The sequence below is a fragment of the Flavobacterium terrigena genome, assembly GCF_900108955.1.
Lineage (GTDB): Bacteria > Bacteroidota > Bacteroidia > Flavobacteriales > Flavobacteriaceae > Flavobacterium > Flavobacterium terrigena.
In genome coordinates this window covers 385707-404861 of the sequence record NZ_FNYA01000001.1, presented here as the reverse complement: position 1 = coordinate 404861, position 19155 = coordinate 385707, and the positions used below count along the sequence as shown (strand labels likewise).

The 19155-nt window shown below is 32.5% G+C and carries 12 protein-coding genes; 4 read left to right on the top strand and 8 right to left on the bottom strand.

The window, feature by feature from the left end; all coding sequences use genetic code 11:
- Positions 1 to 16 precede the first annotated feature (16 nt).
- Positions 17 to 970, top strand: coding sequence for a transketolase family protein (locus tag BMX42_RS01915; RefSeq protein WP_091307646.1), 954 nt, complete (start codon positions 17 to 19; stop codon positions 968 to 970).
- Positions 971 to 1039: 69 nt separating this feature from the next.
- Here the strand turns inward: BMX42_RS01915 and BMX42_RS01910 are convergent, their stop codons facing one another.
- The 7 genes from BMX42_RS01910 to BMX42_RS01880 form a co-directional block, all read right to left on the bottom strand.
- Entirely contained in the window at positions 1040 to 1903 is an 864-nt protein-coding gene (locus BMX42_RS01910) for a bestrophin family protein (protein ID WP_091307643.1), read from the bottom strand.
- Between the two features lie 48 nt (positions 1904 to 1951).
- The gene (locus BMX42_RS01905) at positions 1952 to 3256 is read right to left on the bottom strand and encodes a TolC family protein (RefSeq protein ID WP_091307639.1); all 1305 of its coding nucleotides are present in this window, start codon (positions 3254 to 3256) and stop codon (positions 1952 to 1954) included.
- 163 nt (positions 3257 to 3419) lie between these two features.
- Positions 3420 to 6506, bottom strand: coding sequence for an efflux RND transporter permease subunit (locus BMX42_RS01900; RefSeq protein ID WP_091307636.1), 3087 nt, complete (start codon positions 6504 to 6506; stop codon positions 3420 to 3422).
- Between the two features lie 194 nt (positions 6507 to 6700).
- A complete protein-coding gene (locus BMX42_RS01895) occupies positions 6701 to 7771 on the bottom strand; it encodes an efflux RND transporter periplasmic adaptor subunit (protein WP_091307632.1) in 1071 nt (356 codons plus the stop codon).
- Positions 7772 to 8270: 499 nt separating this feature from the next.
- On the bottom strand, positions 8271 to 9563 hold the full coding sequence (locus BMX42_RS01890; protein WP_091307628.1) for a PIN-like domain-containing protein: 1293 nt from the start codon (positions 9561 to 9563) through the stop codon (positions 8271 to 8273).
- A 203-nt stretch (positions 9564 to 9766) separates the two neighbouring features.
- Positions 9767 to 11869, bottom strand: a complete 2103-nt coding sequence (recG, locus tag BMX42_RS01885; RefSeq protein ID WP_091307624.1) for an ATP-dependent DNA helicase RecG — start codon at positions 11867 to 11869, stop codon at positions 9767 to 9769.
- Between the two features lie 87 nt (positions 11870 to 11956).
- On the bottom strand, positions 11957 to 12697 hold the full coding sequence (locus BMX42_RS01880; protein ID WP_091308780.1) for a Dph6-related ATP pyrophosphatase: 741 nt from the start codon (positions 12695 to 12697) through the stop codon (positions 11957 to 11959).
- Positions 12698 to 12841: 144 nt separating this feature from the next.
- On the opposite strand from BMX42_RS01880, the gene BMX42_RS01875 reads away from it, so the two are divergent.
- Positions 12842 to 14887, top strand: a complete 2046-nt coding sequence (locus BMX42_RS01875) for a M1 family metallopeptidase (RefSeq protein ID WP_091307620.1) — start codon at positions 12842 to 12844, stop codon at positions 14885 to 14887.
- Positions 14888 to 14928: 41 nt separating this feature from the next.
- On the opposite strand, the gene BMX42_RS01870 is transcribed toward BMX42_RS01875, so the two are convergent.
- Positions 14929 to 15453 (bottom strand): DUF7935 family protein, encoded by a 525-nt coding sequence (locus tag BMX42_RS01870; protein WP_091307616.1) that lies wholly within the window; start codon positions 15451 to 15453, stop codon positions 14929 to 14931.
- Between the two features lie 132 nt (positions 15454 to 15585).
- Here BMX42_RS01870 and BMX42_RS01865 point away from each other — a divergent pair, with 132 nt between their 5' ends.
- On the top strand, positions 15586 to 16722 hold the full coding sequence (locus BMX42_RS01865) for a hypothetical protein (protein WP_091307612.1): 1137 nt from the start codon (positions 15586 to 15588) through the stop codon (positions 16720 to 16722).
- A gap of 58 nt (positions 16723 to 16780) precedes the next feature.
- Complete coding sequence (locus tag BMX42_RS01860) at positions 16781 to 19117, top strand: ATP-dependent helicase (protein ID WP_091307608.1); 2337 nt, start codon at positions 16781 to 16783, stop codon at positions 19115 to 19117.
- Positions 19118 to 19155 lie beyond the last annotated feature (38 nt).

Below are 19155 nucleotides of genomic sequence, written 5' to 3'. Positions count from 1 at the left end.
TTAAAAAAACAACACAATGAAAAAATACGAAAACACAGGAAGTAAAGATACACGTTCAGGATTTGGAGCAGGAATGACCGAATTAGGACAAAAAAATGAAAATGTTGTAGCACTTTGTGCGGATTTAATTGGTTCGTTAAAGTTTGACGATTTCAAGAAAAATCATCCAGAGCGTTTTTTCCAAATCGGAATTGCAGAAGCAAACATGATTGGAATTGCTGCAGGTTTAACTATTGGTGGAAAAATTCCTTTTACTGGAACTTTTGCTAACTTTTCTACAGGAAGAGTGTACGATCAAATTCGTCAATCAGTTGCTTATTCAGATAAAAATGTAAAAATTTGTGCTTCTCACGCAGGTTTAACTTTAGGAGAAGATGGTGCCACTCACCAAATTTTAGAAGATATTGGTTTAATGAAAATGTTGCCAGGTATGACCGTAATCAACACATGTGATTACAACCAAACTAAGGCTGCAACTTTAGCTTTAGCTGATCATCATGGTCCAGCATATTTACGTTTCGGTCGTCCGGTAGTGCCAAATTTCACTCCAGCTGATGAACCATTCGTAATTGGAAAAGCAATTATGTTGAACGAAGGAACTGATGTAACAATTATTGCAACTGGACATTTAGTTTGGGAAGCTTTAATCGCTGCGGAAGAGTTAGAAAAACAAGGCGTTTCTGCTGAAGTAATCAATATTCATACAATTAAACCTTTAGACGAAGAAGCTATCTTAAAATCGGTTGCTAAAACAGGTTGTGTAGTTACTGCTGAAGAACATAACTTCTTAGGAGGTTTAGGTGAAAGTGTTGCAAGAACTTTAAGTTTAAACAAACCAGCTCCACAAGAATTTGTTGCTACAAATGATACATTTGGAGAAAGTGGAACACCAGAACAATTAATGGAAAAATACGGATTAAATAGTAAAGCTATTATTGAGAAATCATTAAAAGTTATCGCTAGAAAATAATCTTTATAGTTTATAAAAAAAAATCCCGCTCTGATTTTCAGAACGGGATTTTTTATTTGGTATCAATTCTTATAAAATTTCCTCTACATGTTTTTTAATATTACTTGCGATTTTTGCAATTGGTAAATCGTTTTCATCAACGCCAAAAGGATCTTCAATTTCTTCTGCAATTAGCTCTAAACTGGCTAAAACATAAAAGATAAATACTACAACCGGAACTACATAATAACCTAAACTAAACACATATCCGAAAGGTAATGTCATCACGTAAAAGAAAATAAATTTCTTGATAAACGCACTGTAAGAGTAGGGAATAGGAGTGTTTTTAATTCTTTCACACGCTCCACAAACATCTGTAAAAGATTGAATTTCGGCATTTAAAATAATTAATTGATCGCCAGAAATTTTATTCGATTTATATAAGTCGTTAATTTTACTAAAAATCATTTTCGCCACCTGATTCGGTTTGTGTTTGTTGTGGTCAATTTCTAAATCTAAACCTTCAAACAATACTTTACCGACTTCTTCATTGGTTAAATGTTTCGCTAAAATGGAAGCATAACCTGGAATTATTTTTCTGAAATAATTTTTATCCGCTTCATTTTCTAAAATCGCAGAAAGTTTAAGGGCTAAATTTCTAGAATTATTAACCAAACTTCCCCATAATTTTCTTCCTTCCCACCAACGATCATAAGCGGTATTGGTTCTGTAAGCTAAAAGTAAAGACAATACAAATCCAACCGTAGTGTGCATGATAGAAATGTTTTTGACATGACTATCATCTTTTAGTTTAAAAAAATGAATCTCTAAATAACAAACGGCAGCAGAATACGCAGCAATCAATAACATCATAGGAATTAATTGACGAAATGTATCTGATTTATGAAATTTGAAAATGTAAGTAATCCAATCTTTTGGGTTGTATTGTACCATTTTTAAAAATAAAAGTTTAAAGTATAAAGAAACAAGAGTTTAAAAGTACTAATTTAATTTTAAAGTTCCAGCCAATTCTTTCAAGTTGATTTCTGAAAGTTTAGTAACATATTGTGCATTAGAATATCGTACAGAAGCTTCTATGAAATTTTGTTGTGCGGTTCTGAATTCAAGAGTTGTAATCGTTCCGATTTTAAATTTCGCTAATGTAATATCTAAGTTTTGTTTGGCAATTTCTAAGTTCTTTTCTTCCACTTTTACCAATTCTAAATTCGTTTGGTAACTCGCGAATAATGTCGCTAATTGTGATGTTAAAGATAATTTTTGTTGTTCTAAAAGGAAATTGGCATTTTCCACTTGGTATTTTGCAACTCTTTCATTTTTGTTTTGTGTAAATCCGTTGAAAATTGGCAATGAAGCTGAAACTCCGTACACAAAACCTTGTCCAGATGATTGCGTTACGAATCCTAATGAAGCTTCTGAACGTGTGAAGTTATAACCAGAAGTTAATCGAACTGTTGGATAACGATTACCTTTCACTTGTTTCAAATTTAAATCGGCTACTTTTTTAGTTAAGATTTGCGTTTGCAATTGCGGATTTTGCTTTTCAGCTGTGGTTCTTAATTCGTTGAAATCTAAATTTTGTTCTACTGTAATTTCTTGGTTGACTTTAAAATCTGTTTGAACATCTCGAACCAATAATTCGTTCATTCTGATTTTCGTAATTCGGTAGATTTCTTTCTGTTTTAACAATAAACTTAAATCGGTATTCAAATCTACTTGTGCGTTTAAAACTTCTAATTTCGATGCTTTTCCAATACTAAATCTGTTTTTAGCAGTTTCCACTCTTTGGTTTGAAATCACAATCGCCGTATCAATAGAAGCCATCATTTGTTGTTGTTGTGCCAAATCGAAATACGTTAAATACACATCGCTCACTTTGGTTAAAATAGCCGTTTGTAATTCCGATTTTCCTTGTTCTTCTAAAACTTTTAATTGCTCTTTTCTCGAAAACATTCTCATCCCATCAAAAATCGTCCAATCTAAACCTACACCATAACTTAAATTCATGTTTTTGGCACCGTCTAATTCTCTAACTGTTCCATCAGCTTGTGTTTGTTTGGTATCAATTAAACTGTTGTTATTCGTCAAATTTAGATTTACTGAAGGCAACATACCTGCTGTTCCTAAATTATTATTGGTTTCATCGATTTTCAAATTGTTTTTGGCAATTTTGATATCGTAATTATTTTCCAATGAAATTTTCACAGCATCTTCAAGCGTCAATATTTCTTGAGCTTGCGCTGAAAATCCTAGGAATAATAGAAAAGCTATTTTATATAAATTTTGCATAATATTATTTTTACTTTTTGCCACAAATTGTTTTATTCTTTGCCACGAATTCACGAATTTTTTTTACTGTTTTACGAAGTAATTTTAATTCGAATTAATTTTCGACGTAGTCGAAATGAATTTCTTTTAATTAAATTTTAATTCGTGAATTCGTGGCTTTTTATTATTTCTCTAAAGCATCTAAATTATCAAATTCTGGTCGGTGTTTTTTGGCTTTCGACCACATTAAATAAATGGCTGGAATTACGAATAATGTCAAAATTAATGAAAACATGGTTCCACCAACAATTACAACTCCCATTCCGATTCTACTAGTAGAAGCAGCTCCAATCGACATGGCAATTGGTAAAGCTCCTAGCGAAATAGCTAAACTCGTCATTAAAATTGGACGTAAACGCGCTTCAGAAGCTTCAATAATGGCTTCGTATTTTGGTTTGCCTTGTTCTCGTAATTGATTCGCAAATTCTACAATCAGAATTCCGTTCTTGGTTACTAATCCGATAAGCATTACGGTTCCAATTTGACTGAAAATATTCCACGTTTGTCCGAATAACCAAAGCGAGAATAACGCTCCAGCAACTGCCATTGGTACGGTTAAAATAATAATAAACGGATCAATAAAACTTTCAAATTGTGCAGCTAAAATCAAATAAATTAACAATAAAGCCAATCCGAATGCGAAAGAAGTATTCGAACTACTTTCCACGAAGTCTCTAGATTCTCCACCTAAATCGGTAGTAAAGGTTTCATCTAAAACTTTAGCTTTGATTTCGTCCATTGCTTCAATTCCGTCAACCATACTTTTTCCTGGTGCTAAACCTGCAGAAACAGTTGCCGACATATATCTGTTATTATGAAATAATTGTGGCGGATTACTTTGTTCTTCCACTTCCACAACATTGTCTAATTGAATTAATTTTCCTTCTTTATTTCTCACAAACATCGAAGTTAAATCCAATGGCGCATCACGATCTTTTTGGTCGAATTGTCCAATGACTTGATATTGTTTTCCATTTTGCATGAAATATCCAAAACGTTGTCCACTTAATGAAAGTTGCAATGTTTGTGCGACATCTAAAACCGAAATTCCTAAACTTTCAGCTCTTTCACGATTAATCGTTACGTTAATTTCTGGTTTGTTGAATTTCAAATTCACATCCACATTGGAGAACGTTTCATTTTTACTCGCTTCTTCCATAAATTGAGGAATTTTTTCTCTTAATTTCTGAAAGTTTGGCGCTTGAATAATATATTGAATTGGCATTCCACCTCTACGATTTACCGCAATTGTGGGTTGTTCCGAAACATTGACTTTCGCTTGTGGATATTTTTTAGTCCATTTATTTAAATCTGCAACAATATCTTTTTGCGATTTTGTTCTTTCTTCTGGTTCCACCAAAGCCAAACGAACACGACCTGTATTTACCGATGACGACATAAATCCTGGCGAAGTAATTACTAAAGCTACTTTTTTCTCAGGAATAGAATCGTTTATCAAATCGGATAATTCTGTCATGAATTTGTCTGTGTATTCATAAGTTGCGCCTTCTGGTGTAGAAACACTAATTACGCCTAAACTTCTATCGTCATAAGGTGCAGTTTCTTTTGGTAAGATTTTGAAAAACAACACAATCAATCCAATACATGCAATAATGATTGGAAAACTCAACCATTTTCTTTTCATGAAATTTGTTAAAGCATTCGCATAACCTTGATTTAAACCTACAAAATACGGCTCGGTAAAATGATAAAATTTAGTTTTCTTTTGTTCGCCACCTTTCATTAAATAGGCGTTCAACATAGGTGTTAATGTTAATGATACGAAGGCGGAAATTAAAACCGCAGCACCAATTACGACACCAAACTCTCGAAACAATCGTCCTACGAATCCTTCTAAAAAGACGATTGGTAAGAAAACTGCCGCCAATGTAATTGAAATCGAAATTACAGCAAAGAAAATTTCATTCGAACCTTTAATCGCAGCTTCAATGGGAGACATACCTTCTTCGACTTTTTTGAAGATATTTTCCGTGACCACAATTCCATCATCAACTACTAAACCTGTTGCTAAAACAATAGCTAAAAGCGTTAATACATTGATTGAAAAACCACATAAATACATGATGAAAAACGTAGCAATTAACGAAACCGGAATATCAATTAACGGTCGGAATGCGATAGACCAATCTCTAAAAAATAAGAAGATAATCAAGACTACTAAAAGTAACGAAATCAATAAAGTTTCGGCAACCTCAACGACTGATTTTTTAATGAAAAGTGTGTTATCTAAAGCAATATCAACTTTAATGTCTTTTGGTAATTCTTTTTTTAGTTTATCGAATTGCGCATAAAACTGATCGGCAATTTCTAAATAATTACTTCCAGGTTTCGGCACAATCGCCACGGCAACCATCGGATTTCCTGATTCGGTAAACTTAGTTTCTAAATTTTCAGATTCTAAAGAAGCATTTCCAATATCGCTTAAACGAACGGTTTTGTTTTCGTCTGAAATAATAATAATATCATTAAATTCCTTTTCTGTAGATAAATTCCCAAGTGTTTTTACCATTAATTCGGTATTCGCACCAGTCAATTTTCCTGAAGGTAATTCTACATTTTGTTTGTCTAAAGCCGTTCTAACATCTGAAACGGTTACACCATATGAATTTAGTTTGATTGGATCAATCCAAATTCGCATCGAATAACGTTTTTGTCCCCAAATTTGAACACCACTCACACCTGGAATCGTTTGAATTCTTTCTGCAATTACGTTTTCCGCATAATCACTTAACTCTAATGCATTTCTAGAATTACTCTGCACTGTCATCGAAATAATTGCATCCGAATCGGCGTCAGCTTTAGAAACTACTGGTGGCGCATCAATATCTTTTGGTAAACTTCTAACAGCTTGCGATACTTTATCACGCACATCATTAGCGGCTTCTTCTAAGTTTTTTTCTAGTTTAAATTCGATTGTAATATTACTCGAACCTTGATTACTCGAAGACGTAATATTTCGAATTCCGTCAATCGAATTAATTGCTTTTTCAAGTGGTTCCGTAATTTGCGATTCGATAATATCAGAATTCGCACCCGTATAATTTGTACGAACAGAAATCTGCGCCGGATCAATCGATGGGAATTCTCGAACACCCAAATAGGTATAGCCTAAAATACCAAATAGAATAATTAAAAGGTTAATTACTATGGTAAAAACGGGTCTTTTTATACTTAAAGTTGATAAACTCATCTTGAGAATTATGAATTGTGAATTTTAAATTATGAATTTGTACTTCGTACTTTTCACTTTTACTTGATTTTTATTTGTTGGCTTCGAGAGCACTTCGACTCCGCTCAGTGTGACACATCTGCTAACTGAGACTTTTAACTGAGACTTTCGAACTTCTTTTCACTTGACTCTTATGCCTTATGCCTTTTCCCTTATTACTTCTTAACTTCTTTCAACTTCACTTTAATATCTGCTTCGTCTTTTAACGACATTACGCCAGAAGTCAATAACGTATCACCAGATTTGATGCCACTTGTTACCACAACATCTTTTGAAGTTCTTGCTAAGGTTTCAATTTTCACTTCTTTTGCTTTTCCGTTATTGGCAATATATACGACTTTTCCATCCTGAATTGGCACAACCGCTTCAGTAGGAATTACGATAGCATCTTTAATATTTTTTAGAGAAAGATCGATAGTTGCGAAAGTTCCAGGTAATAATTTTCCGTTTGGATTATCAGCAATTGCACGAATTTTTAACGTTCTTGTTGCTGTTTCAATTTCTGGTTCGATAGCGTAAATTTTTGCTGTAAATTTTTGTGGATTATTTGGAATTGTGAATGTAATAGTGGCATTGTTTTCAATTTCCGAAGCATATTTTTCAGGAATAGAAAAACTAATTTTCACTTGACCTGAACTCACTAATTTGGTGATAAGTGTTGTTGGCGTTACGTATGTTCCTGGAGAAATATTTCGTAAACCAATTTTTCCAGAAAATGGTGCTCTAATTGTTGTTTTAGCAATTTGAGCTTGAATCAATTGGGTTTGTGCTTTTAAACTTCTGAATTCAGCGCTAGCAATATCGTATTCTTCTTGACTGATGGCTTCTTTTTGTAGTAATAACTTCGCTCTTCTTTCGTTTTCCGAAGCTAATTTTTGTTTGGTAAACGCTTGAGATAATTGTGCTCTCAATTCAACATCATTCACTTTTAATAAAACCTGACCTTTACTTACTTGCGTACCTTCCGAAAAAGAAATTTTTTCTACAATTCCAGAAACTTCACTTCTAATTTCTACGTTTTCATTGGCTTCAATTGAACCTGATAACGAAATTCCATTAGAGAAATCTTTAGAAGAAACTACAATAGCCGTTACAGTTAAAGGCGGTTTCTTGTCACCTTTTTTATCATTTTTTTCAGATTCTGCTGAGTTTTTTGTAATTCGGTAACCAATAAGTCCTACAATTGTTAGCGCAATTAGCGTGATACTGATAGTTTTAATCTTCATAGTATAAAAGCTTAGATTTGATACAAATCTAACTCTACAAAATTATACTGCCAAAACCTTACAATTTATTTAACATACTTGTAGGTACAAGTGTTTGTAATATTTGGATTAACTGCGAATTCTTTACAAAACTCTTCGTGCAATTTTTTTTGCCACGAATGCACGAATTTTTTTTTTTGAATTTTGTGTGTGTTATTTTAGTTCGAATTAATTATCGACAAAGTCGATAAAATTTTCTTTGTTACAAATTTTTAATTCGTGAATTCGTGGCAATAATTTTTTGTAACATTTTTTACTTTTTATTTTTTTTGTTACGTTTTTGGTAACATTTTTTTTAAAATTATTTTTTTGTTACAGATTTTGTAACATTTTTATTTTTTTAAATTTTTTGTTACAAGTTTGTTTTGAGAGTTGGAATAAAAAAAACTCCTAATTTGGGATTAGGAGTTTTGATGTTTGTTGTGAGGTATGGTGAGGATTGTAAATACGCGTTATCGGACTACAAAAGATATTTTTGAAAGGATTTATATTTTTTTAAATCATCATCACTAATGTTTTCTGTTTCACCATTAGGATTAATCTTAATATTATACAAAGAGTTAACTATTCTAAGTCCAATTCGAATTATTCCAACATTACTTAAATGTGGACCAATAAGTTCTCTGTATTTTCTAATTGCAGGTATTGCAATCCTTAAGTCTCGTTGAACATCTTCGATTGTTTGATATCCATTAAGAATTAGCTCGTCAATAATCCTTTGAGTAACTTGAGACTTACTCACTTCTGTGAAAATTTTAAATTTTAAAGACAATCCTTCAATATCTTTTATAGATAATATTGAAGTAGCAATGTCTGATACAACTAAGGATTCAATATCGACATTTAATAAATCTCCTAGTGTTCGTTCTGCATCCAAAATATAAAGAATTTGTCCAGTGTTTGCATACATGTTTTGGACGTAATGGAAGTGCTGAGATTTATTTTTACTCATCCAATCTCCTTTGCTGTTATCAAATGTAAGAAATATACAATCACATTTTGAGTTCATCATATATTTCATTATTTCGTGAAAAATGATATAGTCTCCATAAGGATCTAGTGGCTTATTTTTAATATCACCTAAACCTGGGAAGACAGCATGAGGTTTGTTGTAAATTGCATCAAGATTTTCATTTGAAATATTTTTTGATAGAAGATCAAAATCTTTTTTAATTATTTCGAATTCGTCGTGAGTTAAACTATCATAAAGTTGACATGTTTTTATTATATCAAGAAAGTCATCTTTCACTATTAAATTAACATACTCCTTCCTTTTTAAATCAGCATTTTCATTTAATTTTTTTAACAAATCTTCTAATTCAGTTTGGTGTTTTTTAATTCCAGTTTCAACAAAGGGATAGTCTTTTAAAACTATTTTGTGTTGTTCTAAAAACACATTCATTTTATTAACAACATCAGAATTAAAATCCTTTGGAATTTTGTTTGTTACTTGTTCAAAAAACCTTTGGATAACGTCTTCGCGATTTTTTATAAATTCTAATTGAACTTGAGTGCTTAATACAATCCTTGAAGAGTTTGATTTAATAAAATCTAATAGCTTTTCACGAGCGGTAAAGGAAATGCTGTAATATCTTAAAAGCACGTTTGTATCTAAGAATATCGGGGTTGCTGTTTTTAGTGCCATTTCTTCTTCGAAATTAGTAGAAAGTTTTTGTAAGCACTCAGTATAATCAGCTATTGAAGTAATATTTTGTTTTGCTAAATAGCTATTTTCTTTTGTAATGTTTTTCATTATTATTTGTATTAATATAGTCTAACTTATAAATAGAAGCATTTTTTCAGTGTACAATATTTAAAAATACTTTTAGTAAAAATATAAAATTCTTACAAAAATTAAGGATTATTATTTAGAGATTCTGAAACAAGTTCAGTATGACAAACGTTGTGTTTAATTTATTGGCAAATTGACACATTGTCAAATTGAAAATTGACACATTAACTAATATAATTCCAAATACTTTTCTTCTTACTAATTTCTAAGAACACTTCTTTTAGTTTGGCGTGTTCGGGTAAGTTCATACTTGGGTCTTCTTTTAGTAGTTTTACGGCTAAATGTCTTGCTACTTGTAGAATGTCTCGGTCTTTTACTAAATCGGCAATTTGTAGGTTTAACACACCGCTTTGTTGTTTTCCCATAATATCTCCTGGACCACGTAATTTCAAATCTACTTCTGCAATTTCAAATCCGTCATTGGTTCGCACCATGGTTTCCATTCTGGTTTTACTGTCTTCGGAAAGCTTGTAATCGGTCATTAAAATGCAATAACTTTGTTCGGCACCACGCCCAACTCGGCCACGCAACTGATGCAATTGCGACAAACCAAAACGTTCGGCACTTTCAATTACCATTACGGAAGCGTTGGGTACATTTACACCAACTTCAATAACGGTTGTCGCCACCATAATATTGGTTTTTCCTTCGGCAAAGCGTTTCATTTCTTCATCTTTGTCGGCGGGTTTCATTTTTCCATGTAAAATAGAAATAGAGTAGTGTGGTAATGGAAAATCGCGAGAAATACTTTCATAACCGTCCATCAAATCCTTATAATCCATTTTTTCCGATTCCTGAATTAACGGATATACAATATAAATTTGTCGGCCTTTAGCAATTTCATCTTTCAAGAATTTCCAAACCACCAAACGCTTACTATCAAATCGGTGTACGGTTTGAATTGGTTTTCTGCCTGGAGGCAATTCGTCAATAACAGAAATATCTAAATCGCCATATAAACTCATCGCTAAAGTACGCGGAATTGGAGTCGCAGTCATGACTAAAACGTGTGGTGGAATTTCCGACTTCGTCCAAAGTTTACTTCTTTGTTCGACACCAAATCTATGTTGCTCATCGATAACTGCTAAACCTAAATTTTTAAATTGAACTTTATCTTCCAATAAAGCGTGTGTTCCGATGATAATATCTAACGTTCCGTTTTCTAATTCTTCGTGAATGATTCTTCGTTGGGCAATTTTCGTTGAACCTGTCAGAATTCGAATGTTGATGTTTAAATCTTTAGCTAATTCGGAAATCCCATTATAATGCTGATTTGCCAGAATTTCCGTTGGTGCCATCAAACAACTTTGAAAGCCATTATCTTTCGCGATAAGCATACACATTAAAGCGACAATGGTTTTTCCTGAACCCACATCGCCTTGTAATAAACGATTCATTTGTGCGTGGCTTCCTAAATCGTTTCGTATTTCTTTTAATACTCGTTTTTGAGCATTCGTCAATTCAAAAGGCAAATGATTGTTGTAGAAATCATTAAAGTTTTCGCCAATAATTTCGAACGGAAAACCTTTAATTTTATGTTTTCGAATTAAGTTTTTGGTGATTAATTGCAGTTGTATGAAAAACAATTCTTCAAACTTTAATCGGAATTGCGCTTTCGCTAAAAGTTCCTGATTTTTCGGAAAATGAATATTGACTAAAGCGTCTTTTTTTGGAATGAGTTTTAATTCTTCCATAATAGAAGCAGGCAAGGTTTCCGAAAATAATTGATGCGTTTCCGAAAACAATTGCATCATCATTTTATTAATGACTTTATTCGTAACGCCTTTATTGTTGAGTTTCTCAGTGCTTGGATAAACTGGTTGCATCGCACTTCGTAATGCAGTTTTGTGTTCTTCCAACAATTCCATTTCTGGATGCGCCATATTGAAAACCGAACCAAACTGCGTGACTTTTCCAAAAATGACATAAACGGTATTGAGTTTCAAACTTTCTTTGACCCATTTCTGACCTTGAAACCAAACCAATTCCATTTGTCCAGTATCGTCTAAGAATGTCGCGACTAACCTCGATTTTCCTTTTCCTTGATCGATGGTTTTGATATGAACCACTTTCCCAACAATTTGAACTTCCGAATTGCTATTCACCAACTGATTGATTTTAAAATAGCGTGTTCTGTCGATGTATCGATTCGGATATAAATTGATTAAATCGCCATATTTATGAATGTTCATTTCCTTGCGCAGCAAATCGCCACGTTGCGGACCAACGCCTTTTAAATATTCTATGGGAGTTTCGAGTAGGTTCATTTAAGTGTTCAGTTCTCAGTCTCAGTTTTCAGTTTATTTCCTTTAAAGAACGAATATAGGTTTAAATTCTAAATTTTGAAAACGATATTATTCAGTTTTCGGAATTAAATCGATATACCAAAAGCCATACGTTGGTTCGTCAGAATCTACATCACAAGCGGTGTTAGATGGTGTTGTATTTTTTGGTTTTTCATGTTTTTTATGAACGATTTCTCCGATTTCAAATTCAATTGGATTTTTGAATATTGGTCCATCGAAACAGAACGTATGAAACTCTCCGTTTTCGCCACAAACATCTACATTATCTGGTAAGTCGTTGATGAAACTTTCATCTATAATTCGACCCACAAAACTTTGGTCTAAATATTTTTCGTTAACACAAGTTACGATTGTCTTGAATCCTAAATTGATAAAATCATGGATAAGTTCTGTTGTATCAATTTTCCAAAGTGGGAATTCGCCAACAAAACCACCTTCTTTTAATTTGTCTTCACGGTATTTTCTAAGATCTTCTAAAAATATATCGCCAAAAATAGAATGTGTCACACCATTTCCCTTAAATTTTGATAAGGTATTTTTCATTACATCTTCATAGACTTCCATAGTTGGCATTTCTGGAATCATCATTTTTGTTAGCGGCAATTGTAAACTTTTAGCTTGTAATTCTAATAGTTCCACACGAACGCCATGCATTGAAATACGTTGATATTGTTCGCTTACGCTAGTGAGTAAGGAAACAATTTCGAATTCGTTGTTTTGTAAGGTTTTGTATAAAGCAAAGGCAGAATCTTTTCCGCTGCTCCAGTTAAATAGGGCTTTCTTTTTCAATGTAAATTTTAATTTCAAAATTCGTTGTTCGTTAATCAAACTTTGAACTTTTTTCTTTAATTGCGAAGATAGTTTATAATTTGTTAATTTGGAAAGTAGAGAATTTGAAAATGTTTATATTCGTATCAGATTTTAAATTTACTTATGAGAACCTTATTTTTTCTACTTTTTTCCATTCTTACTTTTTCACAACAGACCAAATCCGTTGATTTTTTGAAGTGTGATGTATTTGTTATACCTGATTATGATTCTAAATCAATTGGAGGAGAAATTAGTTATGAATTTAAAGTAAAATCTCTTATCGATACGATTAGAATTGATGCGAAAAACATGCATTTTAATGGAGTTTTTATCAATGGAAAAGAAGTAAACTATAAAAACAATACTAAGGAATTATTGTTGTTTGAAGGATTCAAAAAAGGCAAAAATAAACTAACGTTTTTATATTTGGCAACTCCAAAACAGACTTTATACTTCACGGGTTCAGAAGAAAATTTACAAATTTGGACACAAGGACAAGGTCGATATACAAGTCATTGGTTGCCATGTTTTGACGATGTAAATGAGAAAGTTATTTTTAATATTGATGTTGAATATAACTTTATGTATTCCGTTTTATCTAATGGTTTATTAAAATCAAAAGTAAGAAAGAATAAATCTAATTATTGGAGTTTCGAAATGCAAAAACCAATGTCGTCTTACTTAGTAATGTTGGCGATTGGGAATTTTGAAAAGCAAGAATCCAAAAGTAAATCGGGAACGCCTTTAGAGTTTTATTTGGATAAAAATGATGTTTCAAAATTTGAACCGACTTATAGATATTCCAAACAAATTTTCGATTATTTAGAACAAGAAATTGGAGTGAAATATCCTTGGAAAATTTACCGTCAAGTGCCTGTTCGAGATTTTTTATATGCTGGAATGGAAAATACGACTTCGACAATTTTCTCGCAAGATTTTGTGGTCGATTCGATTGGTTTTAACGATAAAAATTACATCAATGTGAATGCACACGAATTGGCACATCAATGGTTTGGCGATTTAATTACAGCGCAATCTGGGAAACATCATTGGTTGCAAGAAGGTTTTGCTACGTATTATGCTTTGTTAGCTGAGAAAGAAGTATTTGGTGATGATTATTTTTATAATGAATTGTACGATTATGCTTTGCAATTGCGAAGTGCTGCGAAAACCGATACAATTCCAGTGATGAATGAAAAAGCGAGTTCGTTATCGTTTTACAAAAAAGGCGCTTGGGCTTTGCATACTTTACGAGAAGACATTGGTGCGAAGAACTTCCAAAAAATCGTAAAAACATATTTAAAGAAATACCATTACAAAAATGTTATTACGGATGAATTTTTAGCAGAAGTCAAAAAGGTTGTAAAGACTTTTGATACAGAAAATTTCAAAAATAAATGGTTAGAAACTGCTGGATTTGATATGGTTTTAGCGGAAAGTTATTTAGTGAAGAATAAATCAGTTGAGGCTTATATTCAGCTCACAAAAGAGAAAAAGGATTTAGATAATTACAAAGCCATTTTACAATCGGAAACCTATTTCCCCATCAAGCAATACATTTTCTACAAGTTAGCTAACACAGCTTTTGAAGACAAAAAAGAGTTGATTGAAATTGGAATGAAACAAAACTTATATGTTCGTCAAGCGATTGCAGAAACCGTAACCAAAATTCCAGTTGAATTCAAATCGCAATATGAAACTTTTTTAGATGATGCTTCATATCAAACCAAAGAAATTGCTTTGTTGTATTTATGTAAAAACTTTCCTGGAGAAAAAGAAAATTATTTAGCACAAACCAAAAATATCATTGGAAATAATGATAAAAGTTTCCGAATTTCTTGGTTGAGTTTAGCTATTGTTTCGGAAAATGATGAAGTTGCTAAAAACTTGATGTATAAAGAATTATTGGATTATTCTTCTACAAATTATGAAAGTTCAGTGCGACAAAATGCATTGGAAGTTTTACTGAAAATCTATCCGAATGATGGAAATGTTATCGCTTCATTATTTCAAGCCACAACGCATCATAAATGGCAGTTTACGAAATTCTCTAGAGACACAATTCGTGAAAAATTAAAGAAACCCGAGTTTAGAAGTCGAGTAGAAGAGTTGGCGAAAACCGCTGATGAAACCACGGCAGCTTTGTATAATAAATTTTTGAAGGAGTAATATTTAAACCTGACAGGTTTTTGAAACCTGTCAGGTTTAAATTAAAAAACGCGTTTCAATTCTTCTTTAATAAAACTAATCGCGACAGCACTTGCACTTTCTGTTTGTGTTAGTTCTGTCAGTAAAAAAGTTCTCAATTCGTCGCCAGTTTTTACTTCTCCATTAATTGAAGTTTGACGAATTTGTGTGATAATACTATTTTTTGCTTTCATTACAATTTCCCAACAATCAGCTGTTAAGTAAATTTGTTGTGACAGATTGTGTTCGTATTCCGTTTGAATATTGTGAATTAAAAAGGTTGCGTAATTGGGAGCATCTAAACCACTTGGTTCTACACGCATCATCAAGTTGATTGGGTTTATTCGCTCTAAATACAAAACTACACGCTCGTATGCTTGTAATCTGATTGGTAAACCTTGTTGTTGGTTTTCGCGTAATAATTCAAATTTACGTTTGTTTTCTTCGTTTCTAAAGAATTTATGTAACATTACAAAAGCCACACCACCAGTAATTATAGCAGGTAAAGTGTACGTTGCAATTTCAAGTAATTTATCTTCAATTGTCATGGTTTGTTTTTTTACAAATCTAAAATATTTTTTTTAAAAATATACTTAATATTAAATTTCTTATATTTGTATGTATTTCAATACGATATGATGAAAAAATTATTTTTTTTCTGTATATTTCTCTACCCCATTTTGTCTTTTTCACAGACAAAAGAGATTGTTTTAATCTTTAAAGATAAAGCAACAGGGAATGTTATTGAAAATGTTTTAGTGACTATTCTTCGAACCGACGAAAATTTTCAAAGTAATAAAGAAGGAAGCATCAAATTCAAACTCCCTAAACCTTCCCGAATTGTGGTTAAACATTTAGAGTACAAACAAATGACACTCAATTCTGCCACTTTAAAAGAAGCTGTAATTACCATAAACTTAGAAAGTATTTCCCTTGAAATTGAAGATATTGTAATTACGAACCGACAATCGTTCAGTATTTTGAAATCATTGATTAATAAATCGATGAAGCAATTAACGGCTCCAATCAATTTGAAAATTTATACTCGAGAATTTTTTAAATACAATAACGAATATACTTCGTATTCAGATGGTTTAGTCAACTTTTGTTTGAAAGAAAAGCCAGATAAATTTGCAGCCGATATTTTAGTGGAACAAAACCGAACGTACAATTTAATTAATAACGAAAAGATTGAAAAGAAAACTTTGAGTTATAATATGTACGATATCATTCAGAATTATTACGATTTCAAATACATCACTCAATTAGCCGAATCTAAAGCCAAAAAAAAATTCGATTTTGAAATTAAAACAGTAAGAGGAAAAGAAGATTTTTACCAAATGGTAATTGCTCCTAAGCCTGAAATTGAAGAATTTTTACCAACGGTGACTGTGATTTATGATTTCAAGAAAAATGTCATTCTAGAGTTAGAATACTTCGTTGAACCTAGCCGATTTGAGTTTTCAGATGTGTCTAATTTGAAAGTGATTAAAGGAAAAGTTTTCAATTCAACTTTCAGAGCTTTATATATTTTAGATGGCGAAGATTATTTTTTAGCAAGTACTAAAGAAGAAATTGGTGTCATGGTAAAAGATAAAAAAAATGAGGAAAACAAAATTGAAATTGCCAATTACTTAATGACCACACGTCATAGCAGAAAATTTGTCCCTTACGACAAAGAAGATGTTTTCAAAGAAAAATCCTTAATCAACAAGAAAAACTCAATAATTACGGATTATTGGGAGGCAAATTCTGGTTTATTATTGACTTCAGATGAGAAAAAAATTGTTGATAATTTGCAACTAAATGAAGATTAAAAACGTTTAAAATCACTTCATAATCTGTATTTTTGCTTTCTAAATATCCTTTTTTAAAATGCAACAATACATAGATCAATTAAATGAAGCTCAACGCGCGCCAGTAGTCCAAAAAGATGGTGCCATGATTGTTATTGCAGGTGCAGGTTCTGGTAAAACCCGTGTGCTTACGGTACGAATTGCCAATTTGATGTATCAAGGTGTTGATGCGTTTAATATTTTAGCTTTAACTTTTACGAATAAAGCAGCACGTGAAATGAAAAAACGTATTGCTGAAATTGTGGGAAATAATGAAGCCAAAAACCTTTGGATGGGAACGTTTCACTCTGTTTTTGCTAAGATTTTAAGAAGTGAAGCAGAGAAATTAGGTTATCCTTCGAACTTTACCATTTACGATTCTCAAGATTCTTTACGTTGTTTAGGCGGAATTATTAAGGAAATGCAATTGGATAAAGATGTTTACAAACCAAAACAAATTTTAGGTAGAATTTCCCAATATAAAAACTCATTAATTACTGTTCGTGCGTATTTCAATAATCCAGAATTACAAGAAGCTGATGCGATGAGCAAAAAGCCTCGAATGGGTGAAATTTATAATAACTATGTAGAGCGTTGTTTTAAATCGGGTGCGATGGATTTCGACGATTTATTATTAAAAACTAATGAATTATTAAACCGTTTTCCAGATGTTTTAGCGAAATACCAAGACCGTTTCAGATACATTTTAGTAGATGAGTACCAAGATACGAATCATTCGCAATATTTGATTGTAAAAGCACTCTCAGATAGATTCCAAAACATTTGTGTGGTTGGTGATGATGCGCAAAGTATTTATGCTTTCCGTGGTGCGAATATCAATAACATTTTAAACTTTCAAAAAGATTACGAAGGTGTTAAAATGTACCGATTAGAACAGAATTATCGTTCTTCAAAAAATATTGTAGAAGCCGCAAATAATGTTATCGATAAGAATAAAACCAAACTTGATAAAATTGTTTGGACAGCCAATAGCGATGGTCCGAAAATTAAAGTCCACAGAAGTATTACAGATGGTGAAGAAGGGCGTTTCGTAGCAGGAACTATTTTCGAACAAAAAATGCAAAACCAATTACCTAATTCGAGTTTTGCTATTTTATATCGTACCAATGCACAATCTCGTGCAATGGAAGATGCGTTGCGAAAAAGAGATATTCCGTACAGAATTTATGGCGGATTATCGTTTTATCAACGTAAAGAAATTAAAGATGTGTTGTCTTATTTGCGATTGGTTATCAATCCGAAAGATGAAGAAGCTTTAGTGCGAGTAATTAATTATCCTGCAAGAGGAATTGGTGATACAACGGTTGAAAAATTGACTGTTGCCGCCAATCATTATAAACGTTCCATTTTTGAAGTGATGGAACACATTGACAAAATCGATTTAAAATTAAACTCTGGAACTAAAACCAAGTTGCAAGATTTTGTAACGATGATTAAAAGTTTCCAAGTCATCAATGAACAGCAAGATGCGTTTACTTTAACGGATCATGTAACTAAAAAAACAGGTTTAGTTCAAGAATTGAAAAAAGACGGAACACCTGAAGGAATTGCTCGTATTGAAAATATTGAGGAATTACTAAACGGTATTAAAGATTTTACCGAAGGTCAGAAAGAAATTGATGGTGCTCGTGGTGCTTTGGCAGAATTTATGGAAGATGTGGCTTTGGCGACAGATTTAGATAAAGATACCGGTGATGATGATAGAGTGGCACTAATGACGATTCACTTGGCAAAAGGATTAGAATTTCCGCATGTTTTTGTGGTGGGAATGGAAGAAGATTTGTTTCCAAGTGCAATGAGTATGAACACACGAAGCGAGCTGGAAGAAGAACGCCGTTTGTTTTATGTGGCATTAACTCGTGCCGAACATCAAGCGTATTTGACGTATGCGCAATCGCGTTATCGTTGGGGGAAATTAGTCGACAGTGAACCTTCTCGATTTATTGAAGAAATTAATGGTGAGTATTTAGAATATATGAATCCGATTGATTCGGGTTATAGATACAAACCTACAATGGATATTGATATTTTTGGTGATGTGGATAAATCGAAATTACGTTTAGCCAAACCAACAGCTGGAACGCCGCCAGAATATATTTCTAAAAACGAACCGATTTCGTCAATAAATATCAGAAGATTAAAACCGGTAAGTAGCGGTGCAAGTTCTTCGGATAAAGCGAATTTATTTGATAACAATTTAGCCGTTGGAAACATCGTAATGCATGAACGCTTTGGAAAAGGTGAAATTGTAGGTTTAGAAGGCGTTGGAGCCGACAAAAAAGCAGAAATACGTTTTGATGTTGGTGGCTTGAAAAAATTATTGTTGAGGTTTGCGAAGTTGAATGTGATTGGGTAAATTAACTGAATTCCATCAAGGGTTTCAAACCCTTGATG

Bases quoted from the DNA above. Each gene is read 5' to 3' on its own strand.
- recG (WP_091307624.1), bottom strand. From the start codon at position 11,869: ATGAACCTACTCGAAACTCCCATAGAATATTTAAAAGGCGTTGGTCCG.
- BMX42_RS01860 (WP_091307608.1), top strand. From the start codon at position 16,781: ATGCAACAATACATAGATCAATTAAATGAAGCTCAACGCGCGCCAGTA.
- BMX42_RS01895 (WP_091307632.1), bottom strand. From the start codon at position 7,771: ATGAAGATTAAAACTATCAGTATCACGCTAATTGCGCTAACAATTGTA.
- BMX42_RS01910 (WP_091307643.1), bottom strand. From the start codon at position 1,903: ATGGTACAATACAACCCAAAAGATTGGATTACTTACATTTTCAAATTT.
- BMX42_RS01915 (WP_091307646.1), top strand. From the start codon at position 17: ATGAAAAAATACGAAAACACAGGAAGTAAAGATACACGTTCAGGATTT.
- BMX42_RS01875 (WP_091307620.1), top strand. From the start codon at position 12,842: ATGAGAACCTTATTTTTTCTACTTTTTTCCATTCTTACTTTTTCACAA.
- BMX42_RS01890 (WP_091307628.1), bottom strand. From the start codon at position 9,563: ATGAAAAACATTACAAAAGAAAATAGCTATTTAGCAAAACAAAATATT.
- BMX42_RS01870 (WP_091307616.1), bottom strand. From the start codon at position 15,453: ATGACAATTGAAGATAAATTACTTGAAATTGCAACGTACACTTTACCT.
- BMX42_RS01905 (WP_091307639.1), bottom strand. From the start codon at position 3,256: ATGCAAAATTTATATAAAATAGCTTTTCTATTATTCCTAGGATTTTCA.
- BMX42_RS01900 (WP_091307636.1), bottom strand. From the start codon at position 6,506: ATGAGTTTATCAACTTTAAGTATAAAAAGACCCGTTTTTACCATAGTA.